The sequence below is a fragment of the Larsenimonas rhizosphaerae genome, assembly GCF_026240105.1.
Lineage (GTDB): Bacteria > Pseudomonadota > Gammaproteobacteria > Pseudomonadales > Halomonadaceae > Larsenimonas > Larsenimonas rhizosphaerae.
This window is the reverse complement of sequence record NZ_JAPIVE010000004.1, coordinates 232955-258241: the sequence shown is the minus strand read 5'-3', so window position 1 is coordinate 258241 and position 25287 is coordinate 232955. Positions and strand designations below refer to the sequence as shown.

General features: G+C 60.7%; 25 protein-coding genes and 1 pseudogene. 15 read left to right on the top strand and 11 right to left on the bottom strand.

Annotated features, from left to right (window positions below):
* Positions 1-165 precede the first annotated feature (165 nt).
* On the bottom strand, positions 166-1029 hold the full coding sequence (locus OQ287_RS13870) for a YicC/YloC family endoribonuclease (protein ID WP_250938272.1): 864 nt from the start codon (positions 1027-1029) through the stop codon (positions 166-168).
* A gap of 142 nt (positions 1030-1171) precedes the next feature.
* Here OQ287_RS13870 and rph point away from each other — a divergent pair, with 142 nt between their 5' ends.
* Entirely contained in the window at positions 1172-1894 is a 723-nt protein-coding gene (gene rph, locus OQ287_RS13865) for a ribonuclease PH (protein ID WP_250938273.1), read from the top strand.
* A gap of 37 nt (positions 1895-1931) precedes the next feature.
* Here the strand turns inward: rph and OQ287_RS13860 are convergent, their stop codons facing one another.
* Positions 1932-2531, bottom strand: coding sequence for a TetR/AcrR family transcriptional regulator (locus tag OQ287_RS13860; RefSeq protein WP_265896834.1), 600 nt, complete (start codon positions 2529-2531; stop codon positions 1932-1934).
* Here OQ287_RS13860 and OQ287_RS13855 point away from each other — a divergent pair.
* Positions 2530-2928: a RidA family protein gene (locus tag OQ287_RS13855; RefSeq protein ID WP_265896833.1), complete on the top strand. Its 399-nt coding sequence runs from the start codon at positions 2530-2532 to the stop codon at positions 2926-2928. The genes OQ287_RS13860 and OQ287_RS13855 overlap by 2 nt on opposite strands.
* Positions 2929-3130: 202 nt before the next feature.
* Here OQ287_RS13855 and OQ287_RS13850 read toward each other — a convergent pair whose 3' ends face one another.
* Positions 3131-3892: an exodeoxyribonuclease III gene (locus tag OQ287_RS13850; RefSeq protein ID WP_250938276.1), complete on the bottom strand. Its 762-nt coding sequence runs from the start codon at positions 3890-3892 to the stop codon at positions 3131-3133.
* A gap of 81 nt (positions 3893-3973) precedes the next feature.
* Here OQ287_RS13850 and pyrE point away from each other — a divergent pair, with 81 nt between their 5' ends.
* The 3 genes from pyrE (at position 3974) to trmL (ending at position 5722) form a co-directional block, all read left to right on the top strand.
* Positions 3974-4627, top strand: coding sequence for an orotate phosphoribosyltransferase (gene pyrE, locus OQ287_RS13845; RefSeq protein WP_265896832.1), 654 nt, complete (start codon positions 3974-3976; stop codon positions 4625-4627).
* 61 nt (positions 4628-4688) lie between these two features.
* The gene (locus OQ287_RS13840) at positions 4689-5240 is read left to right on the top strand and encodes a YfaZ family outer membrane protein (protein WP_250938278.1); all 552 of its coding nucleotides are present in this window, start codon (positions 4689-4691) and stop codon (positions 5238-5240) included.
* Complete coding sequence (trmL, locus tag OQ287_RS13835; RefSeq protein WP_265896831.1) at positions 5240-5722, top strand: tRNA (uridine(34)/cytosine(34)/5-carboxymethylaminomethyluridine(34)-2'-O)-methyltransferase TrmL; 483 nt, start codon at positions 5240-5242, stop codon at positions 5720-5722. The genes OQ287_RS13840 and trmL overlap by 1 nt, the downstream gene beginning before the upstream one ends.
* A gap of 75 nt (positions 5723-5797) precedes the next feature.
* On the opposite strand, the gene OQ287_RS13830 is transcribed toward trmL, so the two are convergent.
* Positions 5798-7459: an electron transfer flavoprotein-ubiquinone oxidoreductase gene (locus tag OQ287_RS13830; protein WP_250938282.1), complete on the bottom strand. Its 1662-nt coding sequence runs from the start codon at positions 7457-7459 to the stop codon at positions 5798-5800.
* Positions 7460-7736: 277 nt separating this feature from the next.
* Positions 7737-8195, bottom strand: a complete 459-nt coding sequence (locus OQ287_RS13825; RefSeq protein WP_265896830.1) for a GNAT family N-acetyltransferase — start codon at positions 8193-8195, stop codon at positions 7737-7739.
* Between the two features lie 98 nt (positions 8196-8293).
* On the opposite strand from OQ287_RS13825, the gene rep reads away from it, so the two are divergent.
* From rep to OQ287_RS13790, 7 genes are all read left to right on the top strand, one after another.
* Complete coding sequence (gene rep / locus OQ287_RS13820) at positions 8294-10333, top strand: DNA helicase Rep (RefSeq protein WP_250938286.1); 2040 nt, start codon at positions 8294-8296, stop codon at positions 10331-10333.
* Positions 10334-10510: 177 nt separating this feature from the next.
* Positions 10511-11479, top strand: coding sequence for a helix-turn-helix domain-containing protein (locus OQ287_RS13815; protein ID WP_250938288.1), 969 nt, complete (start codon positions 10511-10513; stop codon positions 11477-11479).
* 273 nt (positions 11480-11752) lie between these two features.
* Positions 11753-12673: a SphA family protein gene (locus OQ287_RS13810; RefSeq protein ID WP_265896829.1), complete on the top strand. Its 921-nt coding sequence runs from the start codon at positions 11753-11755 to the stop codon at positions 12671-12673.
* A gap of 9 nt (positions 12674-12682) precedes the next feature.
* Positions 12683-13891, top strand: coding sequence for an MFS transporter (locus tag OQ287_RS13805; protein ID WP_265896828.1), 1209 nt, complete (start codon positions 12683-12685; stop codon positions 13889-13891).
* 62 nt (positions 13892-13953) lie between these two features.
* On the top strand, positions 13954-15396 hold the full coding sequence (locus OQ287_RS13800) for an amidase (RefSeq protein ID WP_265896827.1): 1443 nt from the start codon (positions 13954-13956) through the stop codon (positions 15394-15396).
* A 263-nt stretch (positions 15397-15659) separates the two neighbouring features.
* On the top strand, positions 15660-16823 hold the full coding sequence (locus OQ287_RS13795; RefSeq protein ID WP_265896826.1) for an S-(hydroxymethyl)glutathione dehydrogenase/class III alcohol dehydrogenase: 1164 nt from the start codon (positions 15660-15662) through the stop codon (positions 16821-16823).
* Between the two features lie 180 nt (positions 16824-17003).
* Positions 17004-17342, top strand: a complete 339-nt coding sequence (locus tag OQ287_RS13790) for a zinc ribbon domain-containing protein YjdM (RefSeq protein ID WP_250938298.1) — start codon at positions 17004-17006, stop codon at positions 17340-17342.
* 39 nt (positions 17343-17381) lie between these two features.
* Here the strand turns inward: OQ287_RS13790 and OQ287_RS13785 are convergent, their stop codons facing one another.
* Genes OQ287_RS13785 through OQ287_RS13770 form a run of 4 tightly spaced genes read right to left on the bottom strand, consistent with a single transcriptional unit; the run spans position 17382 to position 21151 of the window.
* The gene (locus OQ287_RS13785) at positions 17382-18170 is read right to left on the bottom strand and encodes an HpcH/HpaI aldolase family protein (RefSeq protein WP_250938299.1); all 789 of its coding nucleotides are present in this window, start codon (positions 18168-18170) and stop codon (positions 17382-17384) included.
* A 1-nt stretch (position 18171) separates the two neighbouring features.
* Positions 18172-19680, bottom strand: a complete 1509-nt coding sequence (locus tag OQ287_RS13780) for a tripartite tricarboxylate transporter permease (RefSeq protein ID WP_265896825.1) — start codon at positions 19678-19680, stop codon at positions 18172-18174.
* A gap of 5 nt (positions 19681-19685) precedes the next feature.
* On the bottom strand, positions 19686-20150 hold the full coding sequence (locus OQ287_RS13775; RefSeq protein ID WP_265896824.1) for a tripartite tricarboxylate transporter TctB family protein: 465 nt from the start codon (positions 20148-20150) through the stop codon (positions 19686-19688).
* Between the two features lie 5 nt (positions 20151-20155).
* Positions 20156-21151 carry a tripartite tricarboxylate transporter substrate binding protein gene (locus tag OQ287_RS13770; protein WP_265896822.1) on the bottom strand — a complete coding sequence of 332 codons (996 nt, stop codon included), beginning with the start codon at positions 21149-21151 and terminating at the stop codon, positions 20156-20158.
* Between the two features lie 180 nt (positions 21152-21331).
* On the opposite strand from OQ287_RS13770, the gene OQ287_RS13765 reads away from it, so the two are divergent.
* Positions 21332-22378 (top strand): LacI family DNA-binding transcriptional regulator, encoded by a 1047-nt coding sequence (locus OQ287_RS13765; protein ID WP_265896821.1) that lies wholly within the window; start codon positions 21332-21334, stop codon positions 22376-22378.
* A 6-nt stretch (positions 22379-22384) separates the two neighbouring features.
* Here the strand turns inward: OQ287_RS13765 and OQ287_RS13760 are convergent, their stop codons facing one another.
* Together OQ287_RS13760 and OQ287_RS15365 are read right to left on the bottom strand one after the other, a co-directional pair.
* Positions 22385-23404, bottom strand: coding sequence for an aminotransferase-like domain-containing protein (locus OQ287_RS13760; protein ID WP_407658265.1), 1020 nt, complete (start codon positions 23402-23404; stop codon positions 22385-22387).
* Between the two features lie 162 nt (positions 23405-23566).
* A pseudogene (locus tag OQ287_RS15365) lies at positions 23567-23785 on the bottom strand (GntR family transcriptional regulator); the annotation flags it as partial.
* Positions 23786-23897: 112 nt separating this feature from the next.
* Here OQ287_RS15365 and OQ287_RS13755 point away from each other — a divergent pair.
* Together OQ287_RS13755 and OQ287_RS13750 are read left to right on the top strand one after the other, a co-directional pair.
* Complete coding sequence (locus OQ287_RS13755; protein WP_250938305.1) at positions 23898-24623, top strand: alanyl-tRNA editing protein; 726 nt, start codon at positions 23898-23900, stop codon at positions 24621-24623.
* Complete coding sequence (locus OQ287_RS13750; RefSeq protein WP_322974132.1) at positions 24620-25228, top strand: LysE family translocator; 609 nt, start codon at positions 24620-24622, stop codon at positions 25226-25228. The genes OQ287_RS13755 and OQ287_RS13750 overlap by 4 nt, the downstream gene beginning before the upstream one ends.
* The last annotated feature ends 59 nt before the right edge of the window (positions 25229-25287 follow it).

Sequence of the window (25287 nt, the reverse complement as noted above, 5' to 3'; positions counted from 1 at the left end):
AAGCGAGTCAGGTGAAAGTGCTTTTCGTGAATCCTGGCTGCCTGCATATAGCGAAAAACCCCGATGACACTCACTGAGGTTGAGGCGCCGACCTGGCATCCGTAGTCCATTTGCCATGAGTTTTGAGCTATCTTCGCTTGTTAATTCAAGTGCTCAATGGCGTACTCACTCCATATTCTGAATCTGCTCCCGCATCTGCTCGATCAATACCTTCAGTTCCACCGCACAGCGGGTGGTTTCTGTGACGGCCGCCTTGGAGGAGAGGGTGTTGGCTTCGCGGTTGAGTTCCTGCATCAGAAAGTCCAGCCGACGGCCAACAGGGCCCTTTTGTGTCAGTTGCCGCTCTACTTCGGCGACGTGGGTATCCAGTCGGTCGAGCTCTTCGGCCACGTCGGATTTCTGAGCAATCAGGGCCATTTCGGCTTCAAGCCGGTTGGGGTCGAGTTCGGCTTTGGCATGCTCTAGCCGGTCGAGGATCAGTTGGCGCTGGCGTTCCAGTACGGCGGGCAGGTGGGTGCGTACTTCAAGCACCTGTTCACGAATGCCGGTCAGGCGATCACGGATCAGTTCGGCGAGTCGATCGCCCTCCCGGGCGCGGCCGGCGTTCAGATCGGTCAGTGCCTCGTCGAACAGGGCAAGTGCCTCTCTTTTCAGTGCGTCTTCATCCAGCCCTTCACTGACGGTCACGCCGGGGTAGTCCAGCAGGGCCAGCGTATCCGGCATCGGGCTTTGGGGCAGTCTGCGTTGCAGGGCTTCCAGCGTTTCGGCGAGGGTTTCAAGTCGGGTGTGATTCAGGCTCAGGCTGGATGTGCCTTCCAGGCGTTCAAAGCGCAGGTGGCATTCCACCTTGCCACGAGAGAGGGCCTTGCGGAGTTTTTCCCGGTAGTGGGGTTCCAGATCGCGCAGGGCTTCCGGTAGACGAAAATGCGGCTCGAGGTAGCGCTGGTTGACCGAGCGAAGCTCAAGAGTCAGCGTGCCCCAGTCGGTGTCGCGGCGCTGGCGGGTAAAGGCGGTCATGCTATAGGCCATGAAGGGCTCCGTGGTATCGGGTGCGGGGCCGAAACGTGGCCCGAATTGCAACCAGTGTAACGGATTCCTGGCCCGGGACGTGTAGAATGGGTGCCCTTTGCGGGTGGAATATCTGCCCGGCACGCTTCAAGGAGAGATGTACATGCGCCCGAGTGGACGTACCCCCGATGCCCTGCGCGAGATCAGGCTCACCCGTGAGTTTACCCGGTATGCCGAAGGCTCGGTGCTGGTAGAGTTCGGTCATACCCGTGTGCTGTGTAATGCCACGGTCGAGACAGGCGTACCCCGCTGGCTGCGCGGCAAGAATCAGGGCTGGGTAACGGCAGAATACGGCATGCTGCCCCGTGCGACCCATTCCCGCAGTGGTCGGGAAGCGGCTCGTGGCAAGCAGGGCGGCCGCACGCTTGAAATTCAGCGTTTGATCGGCCGTAGCCTGCGTGCGGCGGTGGATCTCAAGAAGCTGGGCGAGTTCACCATTACGGTCGATTGTGATGTATTGCAGGCTGATGGCGGCACCCGCACGGCGTCGATTACCGGCGGCTGTGTGGCGCTGATGGAGGCGATCCGTCACATGCAGCGCAAGCGTCAGATCAAGAGTGATCCTTTCAAGCAGCTGATCAGCTCGGTATCGGTGGGGATCTACAAGGGGACGCCGGTGCTGGATCTGGATTATGACGAGGATTCTCGTGCCGATACCGATCTGAACGTGGTGATGGCCGAAGATGGCGGGCTGATCGAGGTGCAGGGCACCGCCGAGCAGGCGGCATTTTCCCGGCTGGAGCTTAACGCGATGCTGGATCTGGCCGAGAAGGGTGGACGGGAGTTGTTTACCCATCAGCGCGAAGCGCTGGGCATACCGCAATAAGTCAGCGCTGTCGCAATGCGTTCAAGGCAGTGATGTTCTATCGATCGGGGCTTGTTCTGAGCCCCGATGCCAGCTGACGAAAAGCGTGGATCGCCTTTCCAGGCACCTTTTCCGGAGTGTCGCTACCGGCGACCCAAAGGGCTGCGTTCATCGCCGCGCCATTTAACAGTCGAGCTGCGGCCTCAACGTCGACCGGCTTGATGAAGCTTTCATCCATGAGTCTGCCAAGCGTTGTCATCGTGGCCTGCAGACAGCGATTCTGGCTGGGCCATTGCGCTGGATCGCCCAGTACCGAGGGGCCGTCAAGCAAAACGATGCGTTGTATCTCCGGATCAAGCGCGAGCTCGATATAAGCTTCTCCCTCTTTCATCAGTGCTTCCCAGCTGTTCGTTTGACGCTGGCCGATTTCATGGGCCTGCATTGCCATATCGCTGTCAATCTCTTCAACAACCGCGGCAAGCAGGCCACGCTTGTCCCCGAAATGATGATAAAGCGCGCCACGAGTGAGGCCGGCTCGGGCAGTAAGGTCATCCATCGAGGCATCGGCATAGCCTTTCTCGGCAAAGGCAGATCGTGCTGCCTTGATCAGGTTGGCGCGTGTTTCCTTCAGCATCTCTGCGCGACTGCGTCTGGTCATGTTACACCCTGCACCTGTTTTCCCCGCCCAGCGACACGCGCTGTATCAACGTCATGGTTATTCGGCCGCGATTCGCTCGGGCGATCTTCTTTTCGTATCCGGGCAGGTGGGCAGTCGCGAAGATGGCTCTCCCGAGCCAGATCCTGAACGTCAGGTGTCGCTGGCTTTCGAGAACCTCAAGGCAGTTCTGGCCGCGGCGGACTGCGGACTGGAAGACCTTGTCGACGTAACGACCTTTCATACCGATCCGGAAAATCAGATCGAGACTGTCATGGCAATCAAGGACACGCATTTTCCTGCCGCACCCTATCCCAACTGGACGGCCGTCGGCGTGACCTGGCTTGCGGGCTTTGATTTTGAAATCAAGGTAGTGGCACGTATTCCCGGGTCATGTTGAACCGGGTGTGTTGCGGTCAGCAGTTTAATTCCAGGGTAGGGTGCCAGTGATGGGCATGGTCAGCTGATCCGATTGATCCGACCCGTCAGCCGCACAACGACACGGCGCCGACGGCTTATCGCTGTCGGCGCCGTTGCGCGAAGGAACCGAGTGAATAACCAAAAGCGGTCGATCACGGTCGGGCCGTCATCGATGGCGGGAATCAGAGCTCCAGATCGTACTCGATGATCAGCGGGGCATGCTCCGAGAAGGTGGCGCTGGTATCAATCCAGGCATCCTTCACGTTGCGCTGCAGGTTGGGGCCCACGACCTGGTAGTCGAGGCGCCAGCCGTCCTGACGCTGGCGGGGCAGCTCATCATGGAGCTTCGGCCAGTAGGTGTAGTGGCCGCCGTCGCGCTTGATCTCGCGGAAGGTGTCGATAAAGCCCATCGGGCCGAAGACCTGATCCATGAAGGCGCGCTCTTCAGGGCGAAAGCCCGGCGTTCCCTGGTAGTCCGCCCAGTGGGCCAGATCGATGGTCTTGTGGGCGATGTTCCAGCTGCCGCAGAAGATGTACTCGCGGCGCTTGCGACGCACCTTGTTGAGGTATTCGCTGTACTGGGTAATGAAGCGCTGCTTGGCATGGGGTTCTTCCGGCATCAGGAAGGACACCACGCTGAACTTGTCGTAATCGGCCTGCAGAAAGCGGCCTTCACTGTCGCACTGCTCGAACCCGACGCCGTACATGATGGCCTTGGGAATCTTCTTGCAGTAAAGCCCGACGCCTGAAAAGCCATCCTGTTCTGCGTCGAGGAAGTAGCCCTCATAGCCCTGCGGGTACAGCAGTTCTTCTTCGAACTCGAAGCTTTTGGCCTTGAGGTTCTGAACACAGACGACATCGGCATCCTGGTTGGCAAGCCAGTCGAGAAATCCCCTCTCGACGGCGCCCCGGATACCATTAACGTTGATGCTGGCGATTTTCATACGTGGTCCCTTGTTTTACGCGCGTGTATGATACCCGAGCTTTTAACATTTTGGTAAACGACCGGTATGAAAGGGGTGGGCATGCTTGATTATCAGCGGGAATTCATTGAATTCGCGATATCCGAAAACGCACTGGCCTTTGGCGAGTTTACCCTGAAATCCGGTCGGATCAGTCCTTATTTCTTCAATGCCGGTCGTTTTCATACCGGTCAGGCCCTCGATATGCTGGGCCGCTGCTACGCGAGCGCCATTGCGCGTGCAACGCTTGATATTGATGTGGTCTTCGGGCCGGCCTACAAGGGTATTCCGCTTGCGGCAGTCACCAGCCTGTCACTGGCCACCCATCATGACCGTAATCTGCCCTTTGCGTTCAATCGCAAGGAAGCCAAGGATCACGGCGAAGGCGGCACGATTGTCGGTGCCGATCTCGCTGGCCGGGTGCTGATCGTGGATGATGTCATTACGGCCGGTACGGCAATCCGTGAAGTCATGACCCTCATTCAGGGTGCTGGTGCCCGGGCAAGTGGCGTGGTCGTCGCGCTGGATCGGCAGGAACGCGGTCAGGGCGGTGAAAGCGCCATTCAGGAAGTTGAACGTGAATTCGGCATGCCGGTGGTGCCGATCGTGACACTGGACCTGATTCTTGAATACCTTGAGCAGCATGCAGGGCAGGCCCTGCAGGGCCATGCCGAGGCCATTCGGGACTACCGTGACCGCTACGGCGTCACCGCATAACGCGAGCCTGACTGTTCGAACTACCGGCGTATTACTGCGCCTCTTACTCAGGATGACCCTCATGAAAAAAATTGTCTCATGCCTCGCAGGCCTCGGGCTAGCAGTTGCTGCCTCGAATGCCTTTGCCCTGAGCGTCAACGCCAACGGCAGCTCCAACGGCACCCAGGTCAGTGCCAGTCAGGGCCTGTTTCCGGGCCTGACTGCGGGTGTCGGTTATTTTGAAACCGATGATGCCGGCCATACCAACAAGGCGTACTCCGGCTCACTGATGTTTTCACCCTATACCCCCATCGTCGATTTAAGCGTCGGGGCACGTTACCAGTACTGGGACGCGCATGATGGTGATGGTGGCGGTGTGGGCCTGGGCGGGTCTGCCTATGTCGATACGCCCATTCCGCTGGTCTCCGTGGGGGGTTACGGGTTTTATACGCCGGACGGTCTGACCCATGGTGATTACCAGAAAGGGTACGAATACGGCGCTCAGCTGCGTGCCAACCTGGTGGCCAACACCTACGGCTATGTAGGCTATCGCTATGTGCGGGCGGATTTTGACAATCACAGCGAGAGCACCATCGACAGTGGCCCGGTCTTCGGCGTCAGCGTCGGGTTCTGATGCTGGATATCGTGCTGTACCAGCCGGAGATACCGCCGAACACCGGCAACATCATCCGGCTGTGTGCCAATACCGGGTTCAGGCTCCACCTGATCAAGCCCCTGGGTTTTGTGCTGGATGACAAGCGGCTGCGCCGTGCGGGGCTTGATTACCATGAGTGGGCGCGAGTCAGCGTCCACGAGGATCTGGAGGCCTTCATGGCGGCTGTTGCGCCTGAGCGGGTCTTTGCGGTCACTACCCGAGGGCGCACGAGCTACACCGAGGCCGGGTTTCAGCCTGGTGATGCCCTGATGTTCGGCCCGGAAACCCGTGGACTGCCCCAGGCCATGATCGATGCCCTGCCGGAAGCGCAGCGGTTGAGGATTCCGATGCTGCCCGACAGTCGCAGCCTCAACCTGTCCAATGCCTGCGCCGTACTGGTCTTCGATGCCTGGCGTCAGCTGGGGTTTGATGGAGCAGTGGATCTCGCGTGGGCGCCGTAACGGCGCACGCCGGCTGCAGGAGATAACGCGGCAGGCCGCGCTATCTCCGGGGCAGGCTCTGGTGAGTGCTGGCTGCTACATGTTCGGGTAGTTGGGGCCGCCCCCGCCTTCCGGTACGGTCCAGTCGATATTCTGTGCCGGGTCCTTGATGTCACAGGTCTTGCAGTGCACGCAGTTCTGGAAGTTGATCTGAAAGTACGGCTTGCCGTCCTTTTCGACGACTTCATACACGCCGGCAGGGCAGTAGCGCTGTGCCGGCTCATCAAAGTGCGGCAGGTTCTGCTCGATCGGCACCGAGGCATCAATCAGGCGCAGATGACACGGCTGGTTTTCTTCGTGATTGGTGTTGGACAGATACACCGATGAGGTCTTGTCAAACGACAGGACGCCGTCCGGTCTGGGATAGTCAAACCGCGGGCTGTCAGCGGCTTCCTTCAGTTGCTGGTCGTCGCGCTTTTCGTCATGCAGGCGCGGCAGCCTGCCTCCGAGCTTTTGATCGAGCCAATTGCGGGCGCCGCCCATGAACGTGCCATGCTTGTGGATGGCCGGCCCGAAGCTGGCATTTTTCCTGAGTTCCTGCCCGGCCCAGCTCTCCGACCAGCGGCTGGCAAAGCCTTCCAGATCATGGCCACCTTCATCACCCTGAGTGAAGGCATCGATAAGGGTATCCGCGGCCACCGTGCCGGACTTCATGGCGAGGTGGATGCCCTTGATGCTGGCAAAGTCGAGTGTGCCGGCGTTGCAGCCCAGCAGCATTCCGCCGGGGAAGGTCATTTTGGGGAGGCAGTTATGGCCGCCCTTGGTAATGGCGCGGGCACCATAGGCAACGCGCGTGCCCCCCTTCAGCGTCTCGGCAAACAGCGGGTGATGTTTCATGCGCTGAAATTCATCGAACGGTGACAGATGCGGGTTGCTGTAGTTGAGGTCGACGATCAGCCCGACCATGACCTGCTGGTCATCACCGTGGTACAGGTAAAAACCGCCCTGGGTCGTCTTGTCCAGTGGCCATCCGCTGCCGTGTACCGCCTTGCCGGGCTGGTACTGGTCGGCGGGAATGTCCCACAGTTCCTTGAATCCGATGGCGTAGTGCTGCGGGTCACGGCCTTCATCAAGCCGGTAGTGAGAGATCAGCCGCTTGCCAAGATGGCCGCGTGCGCCTTCGGCAAACAGGGTATAACGTGCCCGCAGCTCCATGCCCGGCATGTAGTTGTCGCCTGGGGTGCCATCAGCGTCAACGCCCATGTCGCCGGTCACGATGCCCTTGACGACATTGTCTTCAATGATCAGGTCTTTGGCAGCAAACCCCGGCAGGACATCCACCCCCAGAGCCTCGGCCTGTTCGGCCAGCCAGCGGCACAGATTACCGGCGCTGACGATGTAATACGGATTGTCCGCCATCATGTTATGCATGCTGGGCGGCACCAGGGCATGAGGCAGCTGCTGTCCGCCGGTGCTGTCCTTCAGCCACCAGGCTTCGTCCTGGGTGACGGCTGTCTTGAGCGGCGCGCCCTGCTGTTTCCAGTCGGGAAACAGTTCCGCGAGGGTGCGCGGATTCATGATGGCGCCCGACAGGATGTGCGCGCCGACTTCCGAGCCCTTTTCAATCACGCAGACGGTGAGCTCCCGCTCATCGGCCTGTGCCTGTTGCATCAGGCGGCAGGCCGATGACAGCCCGCTGGGGCCTGCACCCACGATGAGAACGTCAAACTCCATGACGTCACGTTCGATCTCTTCCACGGTGTCTCCTTGCTGCTGTCACGGTCCATGGCACTGTTGTCTTGTCGCCGACTCATCCGGCCGGCGTGTGGCGAGGCGCTGCATCAAGATGGCAGGCTCGTTGATTACATCGATTATCCGGGGACCCTGACGGTCTGTGGCCCTGGCCGGGCGATCATCGGGATTCTACCCGATGAGTCGTGTTCGGCTGACCCAAAGTGGCGTCCAGGTCTGCACCTGTTCTCTTCGGCAGGACATGTCCGCCGCCGATTTGCCCGTCGCGCTGTTTCCAGTGTGGTTACAGGTAGCAGGTCATGAAACGCGAGTTCGAATCTGCAGTGTAGTGGGCAAAGGGCGGGCACTCGACAAATCCGAAGGCCGCGTACAGACGATGCGCCGATTCGAAGTAGGGATGCGCCCCGGTTTCAAGGCTGACCTGCGTATAACCGCGTCGAGTAGCCTGCGCGATCAGGTGAGTGAGCAATTGCCGTGCAACGCCCTGGCGAAGAAAGGCCGGCGCGGTGCGCATCGACTTTATTTCACCGGTGTGTTCATCGAGGGCCTTCAGGGCACCAAGACCACACAGCCGTTGATCCTGCCACAGGCTGTATACCGTGACATTGCTGCCAGTGAGGCCGCTCAGGTCCAGTGCATGCCGGCTTTCCGGCGGGCTGGTGCCTTCCATTTCACTCAGGTGGTAGCGAATCAGGGCCCGGGTATCGGGGTGTGTCAGGTCATCTTCGATCAACTGCATCATGCTCTCCATCTCGGGGCGGGCCGTTATTGCGGGTTCGCTACACTCGCCTCGATATATCATAATGGCACCCCCCGTGCCTTCAACCCAGTGGTGTGTCCATGTCCAGTATTCGCGAGCGTATCGCCGGTTTGAATCCGCGCCAGCAGGAGGCTGTTCGCTTCATTGATGGCCCGTGCCTGGTACTGGCCGGGGCCGGTTCCGGCAAGACCAGCGTGATCACGACGAAGATCGCCTACCTGGTGCTGGAGTGCGGCATGAGCGCGCGCCGGATTGCCGCCGTTACCTTCACCAACAAGGCCGCCCGCGAGATGAAGGAGCGGGTGCAGTCGATGCTGCCGGGTAAGTCCGGCCACGGGCTGACGGTCTCGACCTTCCACACCCTGGGGCTCAACATCATTCGCGCCGAGCTTAAAACCCTGGGCCTGCGGCCCGGGTTTTCGCTGTTTGATCCGGAAGATGCCAAGGCCCTGCTGAGGGATCTGATGAACAAGGATGCCCAGGTGGATGCCGACCAGATCAACAAGGTGCAGGGCATCATCTCCCAGTGGAAGAACGATCTGGTGCTGCCCGGTCAGGCGCTGTCTCATGCCGAGACCGAGGATGACGCTTACGCCGCTCGGGTCTATGAGCATTACGTACGCCACCTCAAGGCCTACAACGCGGTCGATTTTGATGACCTGATCATGCTGCCGGCGACGTTGTTCGAGCGTCATCCCGAGGTGCTGGCCAAGTGGCGCCGCCGCATTCACTACATGCTGGTGGATGAATACCAGGACACCAACTCCAGTCAGTACCAGCTGGTACGCATGCTGATGGCCGAGCGTGAAACCTTCACGGTCGTGGGCGACGATGACCAGTCGATCTATGCCTGGCGCGGTGCCCGGCCGGAAAACCTGGTACAGCTGGGGGAAGACTTTCCCCGCCTTAACGTGATCAAGCTGGAGCAGAATTACCGCTCGACCTCCATCATCCTGAACGCGGCCAATACCCTGATTGCCAATAACCCGCACGTGTATGAAAAGGCGCTTTGGTCAGACAAGGGGCGAGGCGATTCGATTCGGGTGATCGTCAATCGCAATGAAGAGGCGGAAGCCGAGCGGGTGGCCAGCGAAATCCTGACTCGACGCATCAAGGAATCCGCCCAGTGGCGCGATTTCGCCGTGTTGTACCGCGGCAACTTTCAGGCGCGTATTCTGGAACTCAAGCTGCAGCACTATCAGATCCCCTACAAGCTCTCCGGCGGCACCTCGTTTTTCTCGCGTAACGAGATCAAGGACGCCATGGCGTACCTGCGGCTGTTGATCAATCCGGCAGATGACAATGCCTTTTTACGCATCGTGAATGTGCCACGCCGCGAAATCGGGCCCACCACGCTCGAGAAGCTCGCCAACTACGCCAGCGGCCGTGGTGTCAGTCTGTTTGATGCCTGTCATGAAATGGGCCTGCAGGAGGTGCTGGCGGAGCGGGCGATCGATCGACTGGGACGATTTGCCCATTTCATCGATCGGGTCCGCAAGCGCATGGATCAGAACGAGGCCATGCCGGGCATTCGTCAGATGTTTCTGGAAATGGATTACGAAGCCTGGCTGTTTCAGAATGCCAGCTCGCCGGTCGTGGCTGAAAAGCGCATGGCCAACGTCTGGACCCTGCTCGACCAGCTCGAGAAGTCGATGGCTCGTGAAGATGAAGAGGCCGATGAAACCGACGACGTGGAAGCAGCCATCTCGCGGCTGGTACTGCGCGATATCCTCGACCAGCAGGCCCAGGAAGATGATACCGACAAGGTGCAGCTGCTGACCATGCATGCCTCCAAGGGGCTGGAGTTTCCGCATGTGTATGTCATGGGGCTGGAAGAGGATCTGCTGCCGCATCGTAATGCCATTGATGCCGGTGATATCGAGGAAGAACGCCGCCTGGCATATGTTGGCATTACCCGTGCCCGGCAAACCCTGACCCTGACGCTGGCACGCCAGCGCAAGGCCTACGGCGAAATGCTCAACTGTACGCCCAGCCGCTTTCTGGACGAGCTGCCCCAGGAGGATCTGGACTGGGAGGGCCGGCCGGACAAGGAAGACCCGGAGAAGAAGCGCGAACGGGGCACCAGTGCCATTGCCGGGTTGCGGTCGCTGCTGGGGTAGAGGGCACCACGACCCCGGAGGGTGAGGATGCGACTAAATAATGGCCGGGTATTTCGCTATATTGTATAGCTATATGCCCGAGACAAGGGTAGGGTAAATGTCTCGGGCCGCGCCAGTTACATGCCTTTTTACTGCATCAGCGGTCCTGCAATGGAACAAACCTCATCAGGTGATGCCATGGGCAGTTCTGTTTCGATGCACCTTCCCCCTGCCTTTGAATGGCAGCATCAGATTACGCATGACATTACGGAACACCAGCGTGTGATTTCCGGCGCCCCTTTTCATTATCAGCAATTATCCAGCGAGCCCTTTCATGGCACCGTGACCGAGATCAAGCTGGGCCGTTTGAAGCTGTTCAGGGATATGCTGTCGACGGATGTGTTGAAAAGCGGCACGCTGGATCGGCATACCCTGTGCGTGAGTATGCCGCTGTCACCGCATCGTGCGCCGCTGCGCTGTATGGGGCATGTGTTCGAACAGGCCGGCATGCTGGTTTCCCATGGCCACCGGCTGCCGGAGCTGTGCGCGCCCGGAGGCGTTACGGTGCTGGTCATTGGTCTGGCGTTCGACTATCTGGCCGCCCTGATGGATGCCCAGTCGTGTGCGCCGGTGGTGATTGAGCCGTTTCATCGTCCCCTGACGGCGCGGGATGGCCTCTGGCGGCTGGCGCGCCAGTTCGGTGAGGCCAACGCGCAGACCCTGTTGCAGCATAATCCGCTCTGGCGACGTGAGCTTCACGATGCGTTGATCATGGCACTGGTGGACAAGCTCTCCTGCGAGGAGGTGCACCACCTGACGCCTTCCTATCGTCAGCGTGTCGTTGATCGGGCGCGTGATCTCATTGCAGCCCAACCGGATCAGCCGGTATCCATCCTGACGCTGTGCACCGACATCGGGGTCAGCCGCCGCAAGTTGCAGTACTGCTTTCAGACCTGTCTGGGCATGAGCCCCGTCAGCTACATCAAGCTTTTTCGCCTCAATGCCGTTCAGCGCGTGTTGTCTACGGCCGATCATCTTACTCGTGTGCAGGATGAAGCGGCGCGCTGGGGATTTTTTCATATGGGGCGGTTTGCCACCGAATATCGACAGTTCTTCGGTGAGCGTCCTTCCGAAACCCTGGTCAGGGCACAGCGCAAGGCAGGGTAGGCATTTTTCTCTCCTTTCATGACCGGTGGCGAGCCCTTTTGCCGTCGGCCTGACACTACGTCCAGAACATATGTCCTGCTCGTCATCGCTCCGGGATGCGCTGCCCCCTGCGCATGGCTCAGGGCGTCCTGTCCCCCCGACTACCCGGTCGACGAGATAGGCGAGGGGATCAGCGACTAAAGGTACAGACATATCCTGCCAAATCCGGATAACGCCAGGAGGCGCCACGTTTATACAGTGAAGACATAACAATCATAACGTTGAAGGTGCCTCATGAAACGAACCCTGATCGTTCTATCCACCGCCCTGGGCCTGACCGCCATACTGCCTGCCTACGCCACCGAAAACGGCTCTCCCACTACCGCGATGGGGGCCTATGACTTCGGTTCCGGATTTATGCCGCCCTCTGACACAGATACCTTCGGCTTTCGAGTCGCCTACTACAGCACCGATGATCTGCGGTTGAACGATGGCTCTCGTTCCCCCAACGATTTCTCGCTGGATGTGCTGTCGGTCGGTGTCTCTTATATCCACATGACCGATGAGACCCTGTTTGGTGGCCGGTACGGCTTTGGTGGGGTGGCTCCCTTTTTCAGGATGGATGCCTCGCTTGATGTCAACGCCAACGGCAGGACGGTGTTTCAGGATGACGCCACCGTCACCCGCCAGGCGGATTTTCAGTTCCTGCCACTGATACTGGCCTGGACGCCGACCCCGGGCATGGGGGTGATGGCCCAGTTCCAGGTGCAGGCCCCGACCGGGGATTACGACGAAAACCGTCTGATCAGCCCGGGGCTTAATCACTGGGCCTTCTCGCCCATTTTCGGCATCAGTTACATCACTTCCAGCGGTCTTGAGCTTTCCAGCCTGTCCCAGTTCGATATCAATACCCGCAACCACGACACCGACTACCGAAGCGGCGTCGAGTACCGAAACGAGTTTGCAGCAGGCCAGCATGTCGGCCCCTATACCGTGGGGATGGGCGGCTATTACTACCACCAGATTACCGATGACGATGGCAGTTCACTGACCAGCAATGACGGTAACCGGGCCCGCGTCTGGGCCCTGGGGCCCGCGATCAGCTTCTTCGAGCCCGGCCTGCCGTCGGTCTGGTTTCACGCCTACAAGGAATTTGGCGCGCGTAACCGAACCGAGGGCTACAACATTGCCCTTCGCATTGGCCAGAGCTTCTAGGAGGCTGACATGACTGATATGACGCATCGTGTCGCAGGCAAGCGAGAAGGCTGGGTGCTGGTACTGGCCAGCAGCCTGACCATCGTGGGATCCGTGATGGTGGCGCCTGTCCTGCCCAAGATGATGGCCGAGTTCGCACCGACCATGCCGGATGCCCCCCTGTGGGTAGCGATGGCCCTTACCGGACCTGCACTGGCAATTGCCCTGTTTGCTCCCATTGCCGGCTGGCTGGCTGACCGTTATGGGCGGGTTCGATTACTGACGTTCGGGGCACTGTTGTACGGCCTGCTCGGTGCCTTGCCGGCCCTGCTGGATCAATTGATGGCCATCGTGGGTGTACGGCTTCTTTTCGGGTGTGCCGAGGCCATCATCATGACCTGCTGCACGGCATTGATAGCCGATTACTGGAGTGGTGAGCGGCGGCTTCGGTACGTCAATCGTCAGGTGATCGCCATTGCGGTCGTCGGCGCGCTTTTCTTCATGCTTGGCGGCATGCTGGGTGAGCACCATTGGCGTACGCCGTTTTATCTATACCTGCTGCCGCTTCTGCTGCTGCCGTTCATTGCCAGAATACTGTGGGAACCCTCTCGGGCCCGTCCGGCTGAAGGCAGTTCGCCCGCCGCCGTACAGGGGGCCGTGTCGCCGCGGCCCCTGCTGGTCGGCTTCTTTCTGGTCTGCTTTGGCATGATCGTGACCATGGCCATGCCCGTTAATGCACCGGGGCTGCTGGTCGGGATCGGCATCACCTCAAGCACCCTGATTGGCCTGGCGAGCGGGCTGGGGCTTCTGTCATCGCTGGTCGGCGCGCTGCTGTGGCCTCTGACCCGGCGAACCCTGGGTGTGGCGGGGTGCAACGCCCTGTTGATGGCATTGATGGCCGTCGGGTTGCTGGGGGTGGTGCGTGCGCCGACCTACAACCTGATGCTGACCGCCATGGTCATTCACGGTATCGGCTCCGGCATGCTGGTGCCCAACTCGATGGCGCCGGTCATGGAGGCGCTTACACAGCGCACCCGTGGTCGTGGCATGGGCTTTTATACCGGATTTCTGTACATCGGCCAGTTTGTCAGTCCGCTGGTGATATCCGGGATTGCGGCGGCCCTTTCATCCGGTACGAACATGGCGATTTCGGTACTGGCCGGCCTCAGTATGCTGTATGCCTTCGGGTGGCTGTTGAGCGCCCTGGTACTGCGGCCTCGGCACGCCATGCAGCCCTGAGGGGCGCTGTGTAACAGGGAACCGTGATCCGGCTCCCGTCTTTCATTTTCAGGAGTAGCACTATGAGCGACGATATTCATCACCTGCTGGATACCAGCGATGGGCTGGCGATCGGTGAACAGGTAGCACGAGGTGACGTGGCTCCCCGCGATCTGCTTGATGCCGTCATTACGCGCATCGAAGCCGTTGATCCTGCGATCAATGCGGTAGTGGATCATCTGTATGACGATGCCCGAGCGTCGCTTGAACACCCCTTTACCGCGAAGATGCCCTTTGCGGGCGTTCCCACGTTGATCAAGGATCTCTTCTCGCCGGTCAAGGGTGCCCTGATGACCAATGGATCGATCAGTGCAGGCGATATGCGGGTGCCCTTCGATGATGAAGTCGTCAGCCGGCTCAGGCGTGCCGGTGTGGTGCTGGTTGGCACCACTACGGCCCCGGAATTCGGCACTTCGTATACGACCGAATCAACGCGCCTTGGTGCGACGCGCAACCCCTGGAATACCGACCACAGTGCCGGGGGCTCAAGTGGCGGCGCGGCCGCCCTGGTGGCGGCCCGGGTAGTGCCCTTTGCGCATGGCAATGATGGCGGCGGGTCTCTGCGTGTGCCGGCGTCCTGCTGTGGCGTGTTCGGCTTCAAGCCCAGTCGGGGGGTCATGCCCTCCGGCCCGATGACCGGTGAAGGCTGGGCCGGCATGAGTACCTCACATGTGATTACCCGTTCGGTCCGTGACAGTGCGGCCCTGCTGGATGCCTCCGCCGGCATGGATACGGGGGCACCGTACGCAGCGCCTCGCCCGGATACCACGTATCTGGCCTCGGCCGGGCGCAGGCCGGAAGCGCTGCGTATCGGTGTAATCGAGGGCCGTGAGCTGTCCCCTGAAGCGAAGGACGTGGAAGAGCAGACCATTGCCCTGTGTGAAGCCCTGGGCCACCGTGCCGAGCGGGTCACGCTGCCGCTCAACTGGGATGAGTTCTATGATCGCTGCTTCGATATCATTGGCCCGAACACGCGGCAATACCTTGATATGGTGGGTGAGCAGCGTGGCAGGGCCGTGGCCATGGACGAACTGGAGCCACGTACCCGCGTCATCCTGCGTGAGCGGGGCAGTATCAGTGCGCCCCGTTATATCTCGGCGGTGAGTTACATTCATGCCCTTGGGCGCGCCATGGCCACGGCGATGACCGATATTGACGTTATCCTGTCGCCCACGCTGAGCCGTCAGCCCCCGAAAATCGGGACGCTGGATGCCTTTGATGAGCGTCTGAGTCTGGATGACATCATCCACGCCTTTCACAGCTATAGCCCGTTTACGGCGCTGGCCAACGCTACGGGCCAGCCGGCCATGTCGGTCCCGCTGTTCTGGACGCCTGATGGCCTGCCGCTTGGCAGCCACTTTGGCGGACGATTCGGGGAGGAAACACGGCTGTTTTCCCTGGCGGCGCAGCTGGAAGAGGCGCGGCCCTGGGCCGGGCGTGTTCCCCCGATCAACGCCTGCCAGTAAGCGTGCGTTGCGAAAGCATCGCTGATGGTTCGTGATTGCAGACCCCGGCCTGATGAGCGCGTTGCTTGTCAGGCCGGGGCCCGGGCCATGCCGTTCACTGATCTGTATGACCCTCAACAGGAGTTATCCGTGCCCGCGTCGAGTCGGCATCGAGATGATTACAGGCTGGAGATGTCGTATTCCTTGTGGCTAATATTGTTATGTTATAACATTTTACACGAGGAGTGATTTACTACATCCAACCTGTGCCAGTGAGAGGTCCCATGAAAACACGTGCCGCGATTGCCTGGGCGCCCAACCAGCCACTCGAGTTCGAGGAGGTTGATCTTGAAGGCCCGAAAGCGGGCGAGGTACTGGTTCGAATCGTGACAACCAGCCTGTGCCACACTGATATGTTCACTCTGTCGGGCAAGGACCCTGAAGGCCTGTTTCCCTGCGTGCTGGGGCATGAGGGCGTGGGCATTGTCGAGGAAGTCGGCAAGGGGGTGACCTCGGTGCAGGCAGGAGATCACATCATTCCGCTGTATACGCCGGAAGATCCTGACTGTCCCTATATCAAGTCCGGCAAGACCAACCTGTGCCAGACCATTCGCAAGACCCAGGGCCTGGGGTTGATGCCTGACGGCACCAGCCGCTTTTCCTTCAAGGGCCGGATGCTGCGCCATTACATGGGGACCAGCACGTTCAGCGAGTACACGGTGCTGCCCGAGATCGCGGTGGCTAGAATCAGCCGCGATGCACCACTGGCCAAGGCGAGCGTGATGGGCTGTGCCGTGCCTACCGGTATGGGGGCCGTACGCAACACGGCCAGGGTTCAACCGGGGGATACGGTCGCGGTATTCGGGCTGGGTGCCGTGGGCATGGCGGTCATTCAGGGGGCCCGGTTGCAGGGGGCCGGTCGCATCATTGGCGTGGACATCAATCCGGCCAAGTTCGCACTGGCCGAATCGCTGGGGGCTACCGAATGCATCAACCCGGATGACTACCCCGAGCCGCTGCATGAGGTCATCATCGACATGACCAACGGCGGGGTGGACTTCTCGTTTGAAGCCGTCGGTAATGTGCGTCTCATGCGGGCTGCGCTTGAATGCTGTCACAAGGGCTGGGGTGAAAGCATCATCATCGGCGTGGCCGGGGCCGGGGAGGAGATCTCCACTCGCCCCTTCCAGCTGGTCACCGGGCGTGTCTGGAAGGGGTCTGCATTCGGCGGGGTGCTTGGTCGCTCTGAACTGCCTGGCATGGTCGATGAATGGTTGTCCGGTCGGTTCGATGTCGACCCGTACATTACTCACAATATGAAGCATGACCAGCTCAACACGGCGTTTGATCTTTTACATAAAGGCGAGGCAATCCGCTCCGTGATCCATTACCAGCCGCAGGAAACCATGGTTGGTGACCTGGCCGGGACCGTGGTTTCAGAGGAATAACGGCTCTCCCGGGCTGATACGGACCATCAGAAATGCCTCCTCTGAGTGAATATCCGTCACGGAGCAGCGTTACGTCTTCGGTGGGAGTGCGGTACACTGCGCGGCTTTCGCGGCCGCGCAACCCGGTTTTCGGGCCCTGTGTTTCTTTCGTGCCGACATCCCGACTGGAGAACAACATTCATGTCCCTGCCCAACTGCCCTGCATGCAACGGTGAGTACGTCTATCAGGATGGCGCGCTTCTGATCTGCCCCGAATGTGCTCATGAGTGGAATCCGAATGAGGCGGCCACCGATGACGAGGATACTCTGGTCATCAAGGATGCCCACGGATCCCCCCTGGCCGACGGCGATACCATTACGGTCATCAAGGATCTCAAGATCAAGGGCACCAGCCAGGTCGTGAAGGTGGGCACCCGGGTCAAGAATATTCGGCTGGTTGGCGGTGATCACGACATCGACTGCAAGATTGATGGCATTGGTCCGATGAAGCTGAAGTCCGAGTTCGTCAAGAAGGCGTGATACCCGGGACGGGGCGGATATTTCCGCCCCATCGGGGCGTCAGCTGAGGTCGAAATCACGGGTCAGCGTGCGCCACTGGGCCGCCTGCTCCCTCAGCCCCTGGGCCATCAGGGCAATGTCGTTGGGCCCGGCCACGAATTGATAGCCTGCCTCAGCCAGCTCGGCCACCCCGCGGGCAGGCGCGGTAATCGTCCCCAGCAGGGTGCCGGCGGCGGTGATCCGCTGCTCCAGGGATTCGATCTGTGCCCGGACCTCCGGATGCTCCAGCTGTTCCAGATACCCCATGGACGCCGCCAGGTCATTCGGACCGATAAACAGCATATCCAGCCCTTCCACCCCGGCAATGGCCTCTACATCGGAGAGGGCATCGACATGCTCGATCTGGGCGATCAGCAGCAGCTGTTCGTTGGCATGCCGGGCGTAATCTGCATCGGCACCGAAGCGCGAGGCCCTGACAATGGGAGCGGCGTAGCCGCGTTCGCCCTGAGGCGGATAACGACAGGCACGCACCAGGGCTTCCGCCTCCGCGACCGAGCTGATCATGGGTGCCATGATCGAACGAACCCCCATGTCCAGTATTCTTTTCAGGTAGGTCGGGTCATTGGCGGGGATTCTTAAAACGACATCACCCCCTGCGGCTTCCACTGCCCGCACCAGATGCGCGGTATGTTCAAGGCTGGAGACACCGTGTTCGTTGTCGATCAGGATGGTTTTCCAACCGGCATGCACCGCGACTTCGGCCAGTTCCGGGCAGGCACTTTCAAGCCATAGTGCGCTGACGGTCCGGCCGGCCATCAGGGCCGTTCGAGTACGATTGATATGAGGCATGCTAGTGGTCCCGAGTTGCGTTAGGTGTTGAGGGAGGACGCGGATATATCGCGCGTACCAGGAGTAATACCCAGAGCAGCAGCGTCAGTCCGCCCAGGGTGGCCGCCCAGGGGCGGTCAAAAAAGGCCAGCAGGTTGCCCTGAGCCTTCATCATTGAGGTCATGAAGTTCTGTTCAACAATGCCGCCCAGTACGATGCCCAGGATGGCCGGGGCAAGCGGAAAGCCATTGTCTTCCATCAGATAGCCCACAATGCCCAGTGCCAGCACGATCCAGATGGCCATGGTGGACCCGGTAATGGCCCATGCGCCGACCAGCGAAAACAGCAGTACCACCGGCATCAATACCCGTCGTGGAATCCGCAGTACCAGGCTTGACAGGGCGATGGCGATCAGCCCGACCGGAATCATCATCAGGTTGCTGAGGGCAAAGGCGCCATAAAGCGTATGCACGATCAGCGGCGAGTCAGTGAAGATGTGCGGCCCCGGGGTCATGCCGTTGAGCAGCAATACGCCAATGGCAATGGCGGTCACGCTGTCGCCCGGGATGCCGAACACCAGTGCTGGTGTCCAGGCTCCGCCGATGGCGGCGTTGTTGGCGCTGCCCCCATCGACAATGCCTTCTATTTCTCCATGGCCATAGGCCTCCGGGGTACTGGAGCAGCGCTTGGAAATCGCGTAACAGACCCAGGCCGCGATATCAGCGCCGGCGCCGGGCAGGGCGCCGATCAGCGTCCCCAGCGTGCTGGAGCGCACCATGTTGAGCCGAAAGCGCCAGAGCGTGCGTGCCGCACTGGCCAGCGCGGCGCCCATGGGTTCCCTGATGGACGGCATCGTCAGCTCTCCCTTTGGCGCGCCTACGCTTCGCAGCAGTTCACTGAGGGCGAAAAGCCCGATGATGGCCGGGATGAAACTCACTCCGTCAAACAATTCGTAGTTGCCGAAGGTAAAGCGGGGATAGCCGACCGCCACATCAATGCCGATCGAGGCGATGAGCAGGCCGATAAACAGGCTGGCGAAGCACTTCACGACACTGCCATTGCTCGTCAACAGGGCACATGTGAGCCCGAGCACTGCCAGCCAGAAGGTTTCAAAGCTTGAGAACCGGATGGCAAAGCGGGCGAGCTGCGGTGCCATGATCGCCAGTATGGTTACCCCCGCCAATCCCCCGAAGGCGGCCCCCAGCAGAGACACAATCAGGGTCGAGCGTGCCTTGCCCTGCCTGGCTCGCTGGTGAGCGTCATCGACATATGCCGCCGAGGCCGGCGTGCCGGGCATGCGCATCAAGGCCCCGGGAATATCGCCGGCAAAGATCGCAGTCGTGGTGGTAGCCACGATGGCGCTGATGGCGACCATGGGGTCCATGAAGTAGGTAAACGGCACCAGCAGCGCCACCGCCATGGTGGCGGTAAGCCCCGGCATGGCACCGATGAAGGTGCCATAGAACGTGCAGGCGGCCACCACCAGCAGAATCCACGGATTGGTAAAGACCCACACAAGATCCGTCATCATGGCAGTCACCAGGCGATGGGTGTCAGCACGCCCCAGGGCAGTGGAACGTGCATCAGCGAATAGAATACGGCGTGAACCAGTACGGTAAGCAAAACCGCCAGCAGCAGGGCTCGAAGCAGGGGCAGGCCGAAAATACAGGCGGCGGAAGTAACTGCCAGAATGGAAGCAGGATGAAAGCCCAGTGGTTCGAGCAACAGCCCATACCCCAGTACCGTCAGCAGCAACAGGGCAATGCGCCCTGATGCTCGGCGGTCTAACGGCTTGCGTGTCACTCGTACCGATCGCTTTCGCACGCCGGTGATGGTCAGCAACGCCCCGCAGATCATCAGTCCGACGGCGGCAATCGAAGGAAACAGCCCGGGTCCGTACGCCATGCCTGCCAAGGCAGGGAACGTGGTGGCCCGGGCAAACACCAGAGCACCCAGCCCTGCCAGCATCAGCCCGGACATCAGGTCATTGCGGGCGCTCATCGTGCTCATTTGGCCAGTCCGATCGCTTTGATGGTGTCGCCCAGTTTCTGATCTTCTTCGGCAAGCGTTTTGGCAGTCTGCTGGCGGTTTTCAAACACGACCGGGGTGCCCTGACTTTGCTTGAAATCCGCCCACGCCTGGCTGTGAACTGCCTTGTCTACTGCCTGTTCGTAGGCGCAGGCAATGTTGTCCGGCAACCCTTTCGGGCCACTGACGGTGACAAAGGAGCTCAGGGTCCAGCCACTGTCGAGCACCTCGGCCGTCAGGGGAACCTGTTCAAGCCCGGGGGCTGGCGTGTCGCTCATGTAGGCCAGCGGCGTAATCTCATTCTGTTGTACTAGCGTGCGGGCTTCCGACATGGATGGCGTGGCAACATCCACGCCCCCCGCCATCAGTTCCTTCAGAGCCGAAGCCGACCCCTGGCTTGGTATCCAGCGAATGGCGTCCGGGGCCAGACCTTCGGCCTTCAGCATGCCGGCCAGCGCCAGATGCCAGATGCCCCCCTGGGAAGTGCCCGAGGCGGTCAGGCTGCCGGGATTGGCCCGGGCTTCATCCAGCAGGGCATCCAGCGTGTCATAGGGCGATTCCCTGTTGACCAGCACTGCGGCCGAGCTGCGATGAATCAGGGCGATCGGGGTGATGTCCTTGTAGGTCAGCGGGGTCAGGCCGACCCAGTGCATGGTGTCGATCTCGACCGTGGCCGCGCCAATGGTGTAGCCGTCGGGGCGGCTGCGTGCCAGCACGGTATGGCCAACAACGCCGTTGCCGCCGGTCCGATTGACCACGTTGAAGGGCACGCCCATTTCCTCTTCAAGCAGGCTGGCCATCCGACGGGCATTGGCGTCGGTACCGCCTCCGGTACCCCAGGGGACGATGAAGGTAACAGCGCGCCGAGGCGTCCAGTCACAGGTTGTGTCGGTATTGGCCGCCTGGGCCTGGAGGGAGGTGCCAAACAGGGTCAGAGCCGATAACAGCAGGGTGGCAGATGTCGTGCGAAGCATGGTCGATGCCCTCCAGTGGATGAGAGGAAAAAGCGTTAAAATGCGTTACCTTGTGCGGATACCTGCCTTTTTTACACAGTTCAATCGTTTGAACCAATGAGACAAAGGTCTTTGGATGATGCTGGTTCAGACCTTTTCGGGTAGCCGGGGTGCCCGCCATGACCATGCCGAGAGGGGCCCATGAAATCTCGACCGACACTTAAAACCATTGCCGAACACATCGGCGTCACTGTCTCGACGGTGTCGCTTGCCCTGCGTGATGATCCGCGCATTTCAAGGGCCACGCGGGACAGGGTGCAGGAGGCCGCCGATGCGCTCGACTATGTCTATAACCGGCATGCCGCCAACCTGCGACGGGGAGACAGTGCCACGGTAGCGGTCTGTCTCAATGAGCTGAGTAACCCCTTTGTCACGGAGTTTCTGCAGCACATGGAGGCGCATTTTCGGGAGGCCGGGCGGATGATGCTGTTTGGCCATGCCCATGAGTCCCTGGCGCTTCAGGCCGAGGTGGTCAAGCAGATGGCCGAACATGGTGCCGCTGGCATGATCATGGTGCCGGTAATGGGAACGATGGCTGAGGAGCTTGTTCGGCTTCAGCGCAGTTATCTGCGTCATTGCCCGCTGGTGTTGATATCCCGTGATGTGGATGACGCACCGGTCGACCGGGTCATCAATGACGACGGCCTGGGCGTGCGCCTGTTGCTGGAACACTTGCAGGCACTCGGGCACCGGCGTATTGCGTGGCTGGGGGGCGGGCAGGGAACCTCGACAGCCCGTGATCGGGAGCGGTCTTTTGTCGAAGGGCTGGCCATCGCCGGCCTGACACCGGTGAGTATCCACCACGGACCAACCTCGATGGCCTTCGGGGATGCTGCGGCTGGCCCTCTACTTGATGCACCGAACCCACCGACAGCCATTGTCTGCTTTTCAGACCTTGTGGCACTTGGTGTTCAGGCCGCCTGCTATCGACGTGGCCTTGTGCCGGGTGTGGATATCTCGGTGACTGGTTTTGATGACATGGATGTAGCCGCCTACGCTACGCCCCCGCTGACCAGCGTGCGCGTGCGCACCGATGTGATCGGCCAGCAGGCCAGCGCGTTGTTGCTGGCACGCATGGCAGGAGACCAGACGCCCCCCCGATGCCAGACGGTAGACCCCCTGCTGGTGGTACGCGCCTCGACCGGGCCTGTGCCGGACACGCCATCCCTGCCGGGGGACGCGTTGTAGCGCCTGCTACACCGTTTCCCACAGCGCCGGGGCGGGGTTGTCCAGGGCATGTTTCAAAATGGCCAGCGCCCGCGCGAGCTGTTCCCGGCTGGCCGCAGCGCTCAGGCACAGTCGTACCGCCTGGGGAGCTGCCGTTGAGCCGACACAGAAGGCCTCGCCCGGCGTCAGGTACACATGCTGGCGTGCCAGCTCATCAATCAACCGGCTGGCCCGCTGCCCTGCCGGCAGCACGATCCACAGATAAAACCCGTGCTCATGGCCATGGACATCATGCCCCCTGAGGGCATCGCGCCCCATGGCCTGACGGATACACAGTTCTTCGTGCTGCCAGGCCAGCAGGCGGTCGGCATCGCCGTGTTCAATCCAGGCGCAGGCCAGGCTGGCCATCAGTGGGGGCGGCATCCAGCTCTGCGCGCGTATGGCGGCATTGAGTCGGGCATGAAGTGCCTCGGGAGCGCGCATCACCCCCGTGCGGAGCCCGCCGCCCAGCAATTTTGCCAGTGAGAACAGATAAATCGTGCGCTCCGGGGCGAGCCGGTACAGCGGGGTGCCGCGCCGGGCGGCTTCAGGCACAAACAGCACGCCATCCTCGATCAGCCAGATATCCTTTTCCCGAGCAAATGCCACCAGTGCCTCGCGTCGGGCCTGGCTCATCGCCACGGTCGTGGGGTTGTGGTGCTCGGGCATGACATAGAGCGCCTTGAACGGCTGTTGCTCATATCGCCGCATTAATCCCGTGACATCGATGCCATCACTGTCCTGGCCGACGGTGACCGTTTTGAGGTGCAGCTGCTGTACGGCACTGATCAATCCGGGGTAGCTCAGTTCTTCACTGGCGATACGCTCCCCGGGGGCAAGCAGGGCCAGCAGTGTGATGAAGATGCCATGCATTCCCCCCTGATTGATCAGCAATTCCTCCGGCTGCACCGGCAGCCCGAGTGTTCCCATCCAGTGCGACAGGGTCTGCCGGCTGGAGGCCATGCCGGCTTCGGGCTGATAGCTGAGGGCATCGGCCATGGCAGGCATGCTGCCGGACAGCTGTTTCATGGCCCGCTGCAGCCCGGCGGCCCGCTCCGGGGTCGGCGGCGGCAGGGACAGGCTCAGATCGATGCTGTCATCTTCCTGCTGAACCTGCGGCGCGATATGGGAAAAGCCGAAAGCGGGCGTGCTGTCGCGAACATAGGTGCCACTGCCGACCCGGGCCGTCACCAGCCCACGCTGCTCTGCCTCGCTGTAGGCCCGTGTGATGGTGCCCACGGTGACGCCGAGTGCATCCGCCAGGCGCCGTTGCGGGGGCAGTCTGGTATTGGCGCTCAGGGTACCTTCGCTGATGGCCTCGGCGATGGCATCGGCCAGAGCCTTGTAGCGGGGGCCCTGAGAAGACAGTTCCGGGGTCCAGATTGTCATGGTGACAATAAATCCGTTGACGCTGAAGTAATGCCCAGTATGCTCATTATTGTCCCTGTTATAAAGGGATTTTCACTAAATTGTACCCTTACAATTATTGAGGAGCGCCGTCATGTCCGCCACTGTCCGTCAGTTTGATCATGCCCCCTTTCAACGCACGGCCACAGCGCGCGTATGCGCGGTTTCCGAGGGCGCCGTGGCCGTGGACAGCACCGTATTCTATCCCTGCGGTGGTGGGCAGCCGGGAGATACCGGCACGATGCAGACAGATAGCGGTCGGATGCTCAACGTCACGGATACGGTGAAGGGCGAGCACGGCCTGATCTGGCACCGGATTGATGGCCCCTGCCCGAGGGTGGGGGAAGAGGTGACACTGGACATTGACTGGGAGCGTCGATATCGGTTGATGCAGATGCATACGGCGTTGCACCTGCTGTCGGTGGCAGTGCCGTACCCGGTGACCGGTGGGCAGATGACGCCGGACAAGGGCCGGCTTGATTTTGACGTGGCAGGCGAGGCCCTCGACAAGGCGGCCATTACGGCGCAGATCAACGCCTGGCGGGCGGACGATCTACCGGTGAGTACCGAGTGGATTGATCGAGCCGAACTGGAGGCCAACCCGCAACTGGTCAAGACGGTGGGCGCGATGCCGCCATCAGACAGTGGCACGGTGCGGCTGGTACGCATCGGCGAGATTGATCGCCAGCCCTGTGGGGGCACTCACGTGGCGAGTACCGGCGAAATCGCCCCGCTCGAGGTCAAAAGCATCAAGAATCGGGGGGCGCACAATCGCCGCATTACTCTGGTCTGGCAGGAAGCGACGGGAGGTGTGTCGTGAGCGGGTTATCACTGTCCTGGCTGCTGTCGTTTGTCATGTTTTCCGTCTCCATGTCCGGCACGCCCGGGCCCAACAATGTGATGCTGACGGCTTCCGGGGCCCGCTTTGGCTACCGGCGCACGCTGCCCCATATTCTGGGCATTCTTGCCGGCTGCATGACCCTGTTTACGGCGCTGGCCTTTGGCGCAGGAGCACTTTTTCAGCAGTTTGCGTGGCTGCAGACGGGGCTTAAATGGGTGGGTGCGGTCTATCTGCTTTATCTGGCAGTTCAGATTGGCACATCACCGCCGCCTGCGCTTGACGATGAGGACAGGGCGCGACCCCAGCGGTTCTGGGAGGCCTTTGTATTTCAGTACGTTAATCCGAAGGCATGGGTCATGGGCATGGCGATGATCGCCACCTTCATGCCCCAGACGGGGCCGCTGTGGGCCAATGCCCTCGGCGTGGCCCTGCTGGGTGAGCTGGTGGCCTTTCCCTGCATCTCGTTCTGGGCCGGGTTCGGCATGGCGATCTCGCGCTACCTGACCACACCGATGCAATGGCGTATTTTCAATGGCGTCATGGGGCTGATGACCGCCGGCTGCGTGCTGTTCATCATCTATTGATGCAGGACGGGGCGAAGGGGCAGGGTGGCGACTATGCTTCAGCCAATCTGCCCCACGAT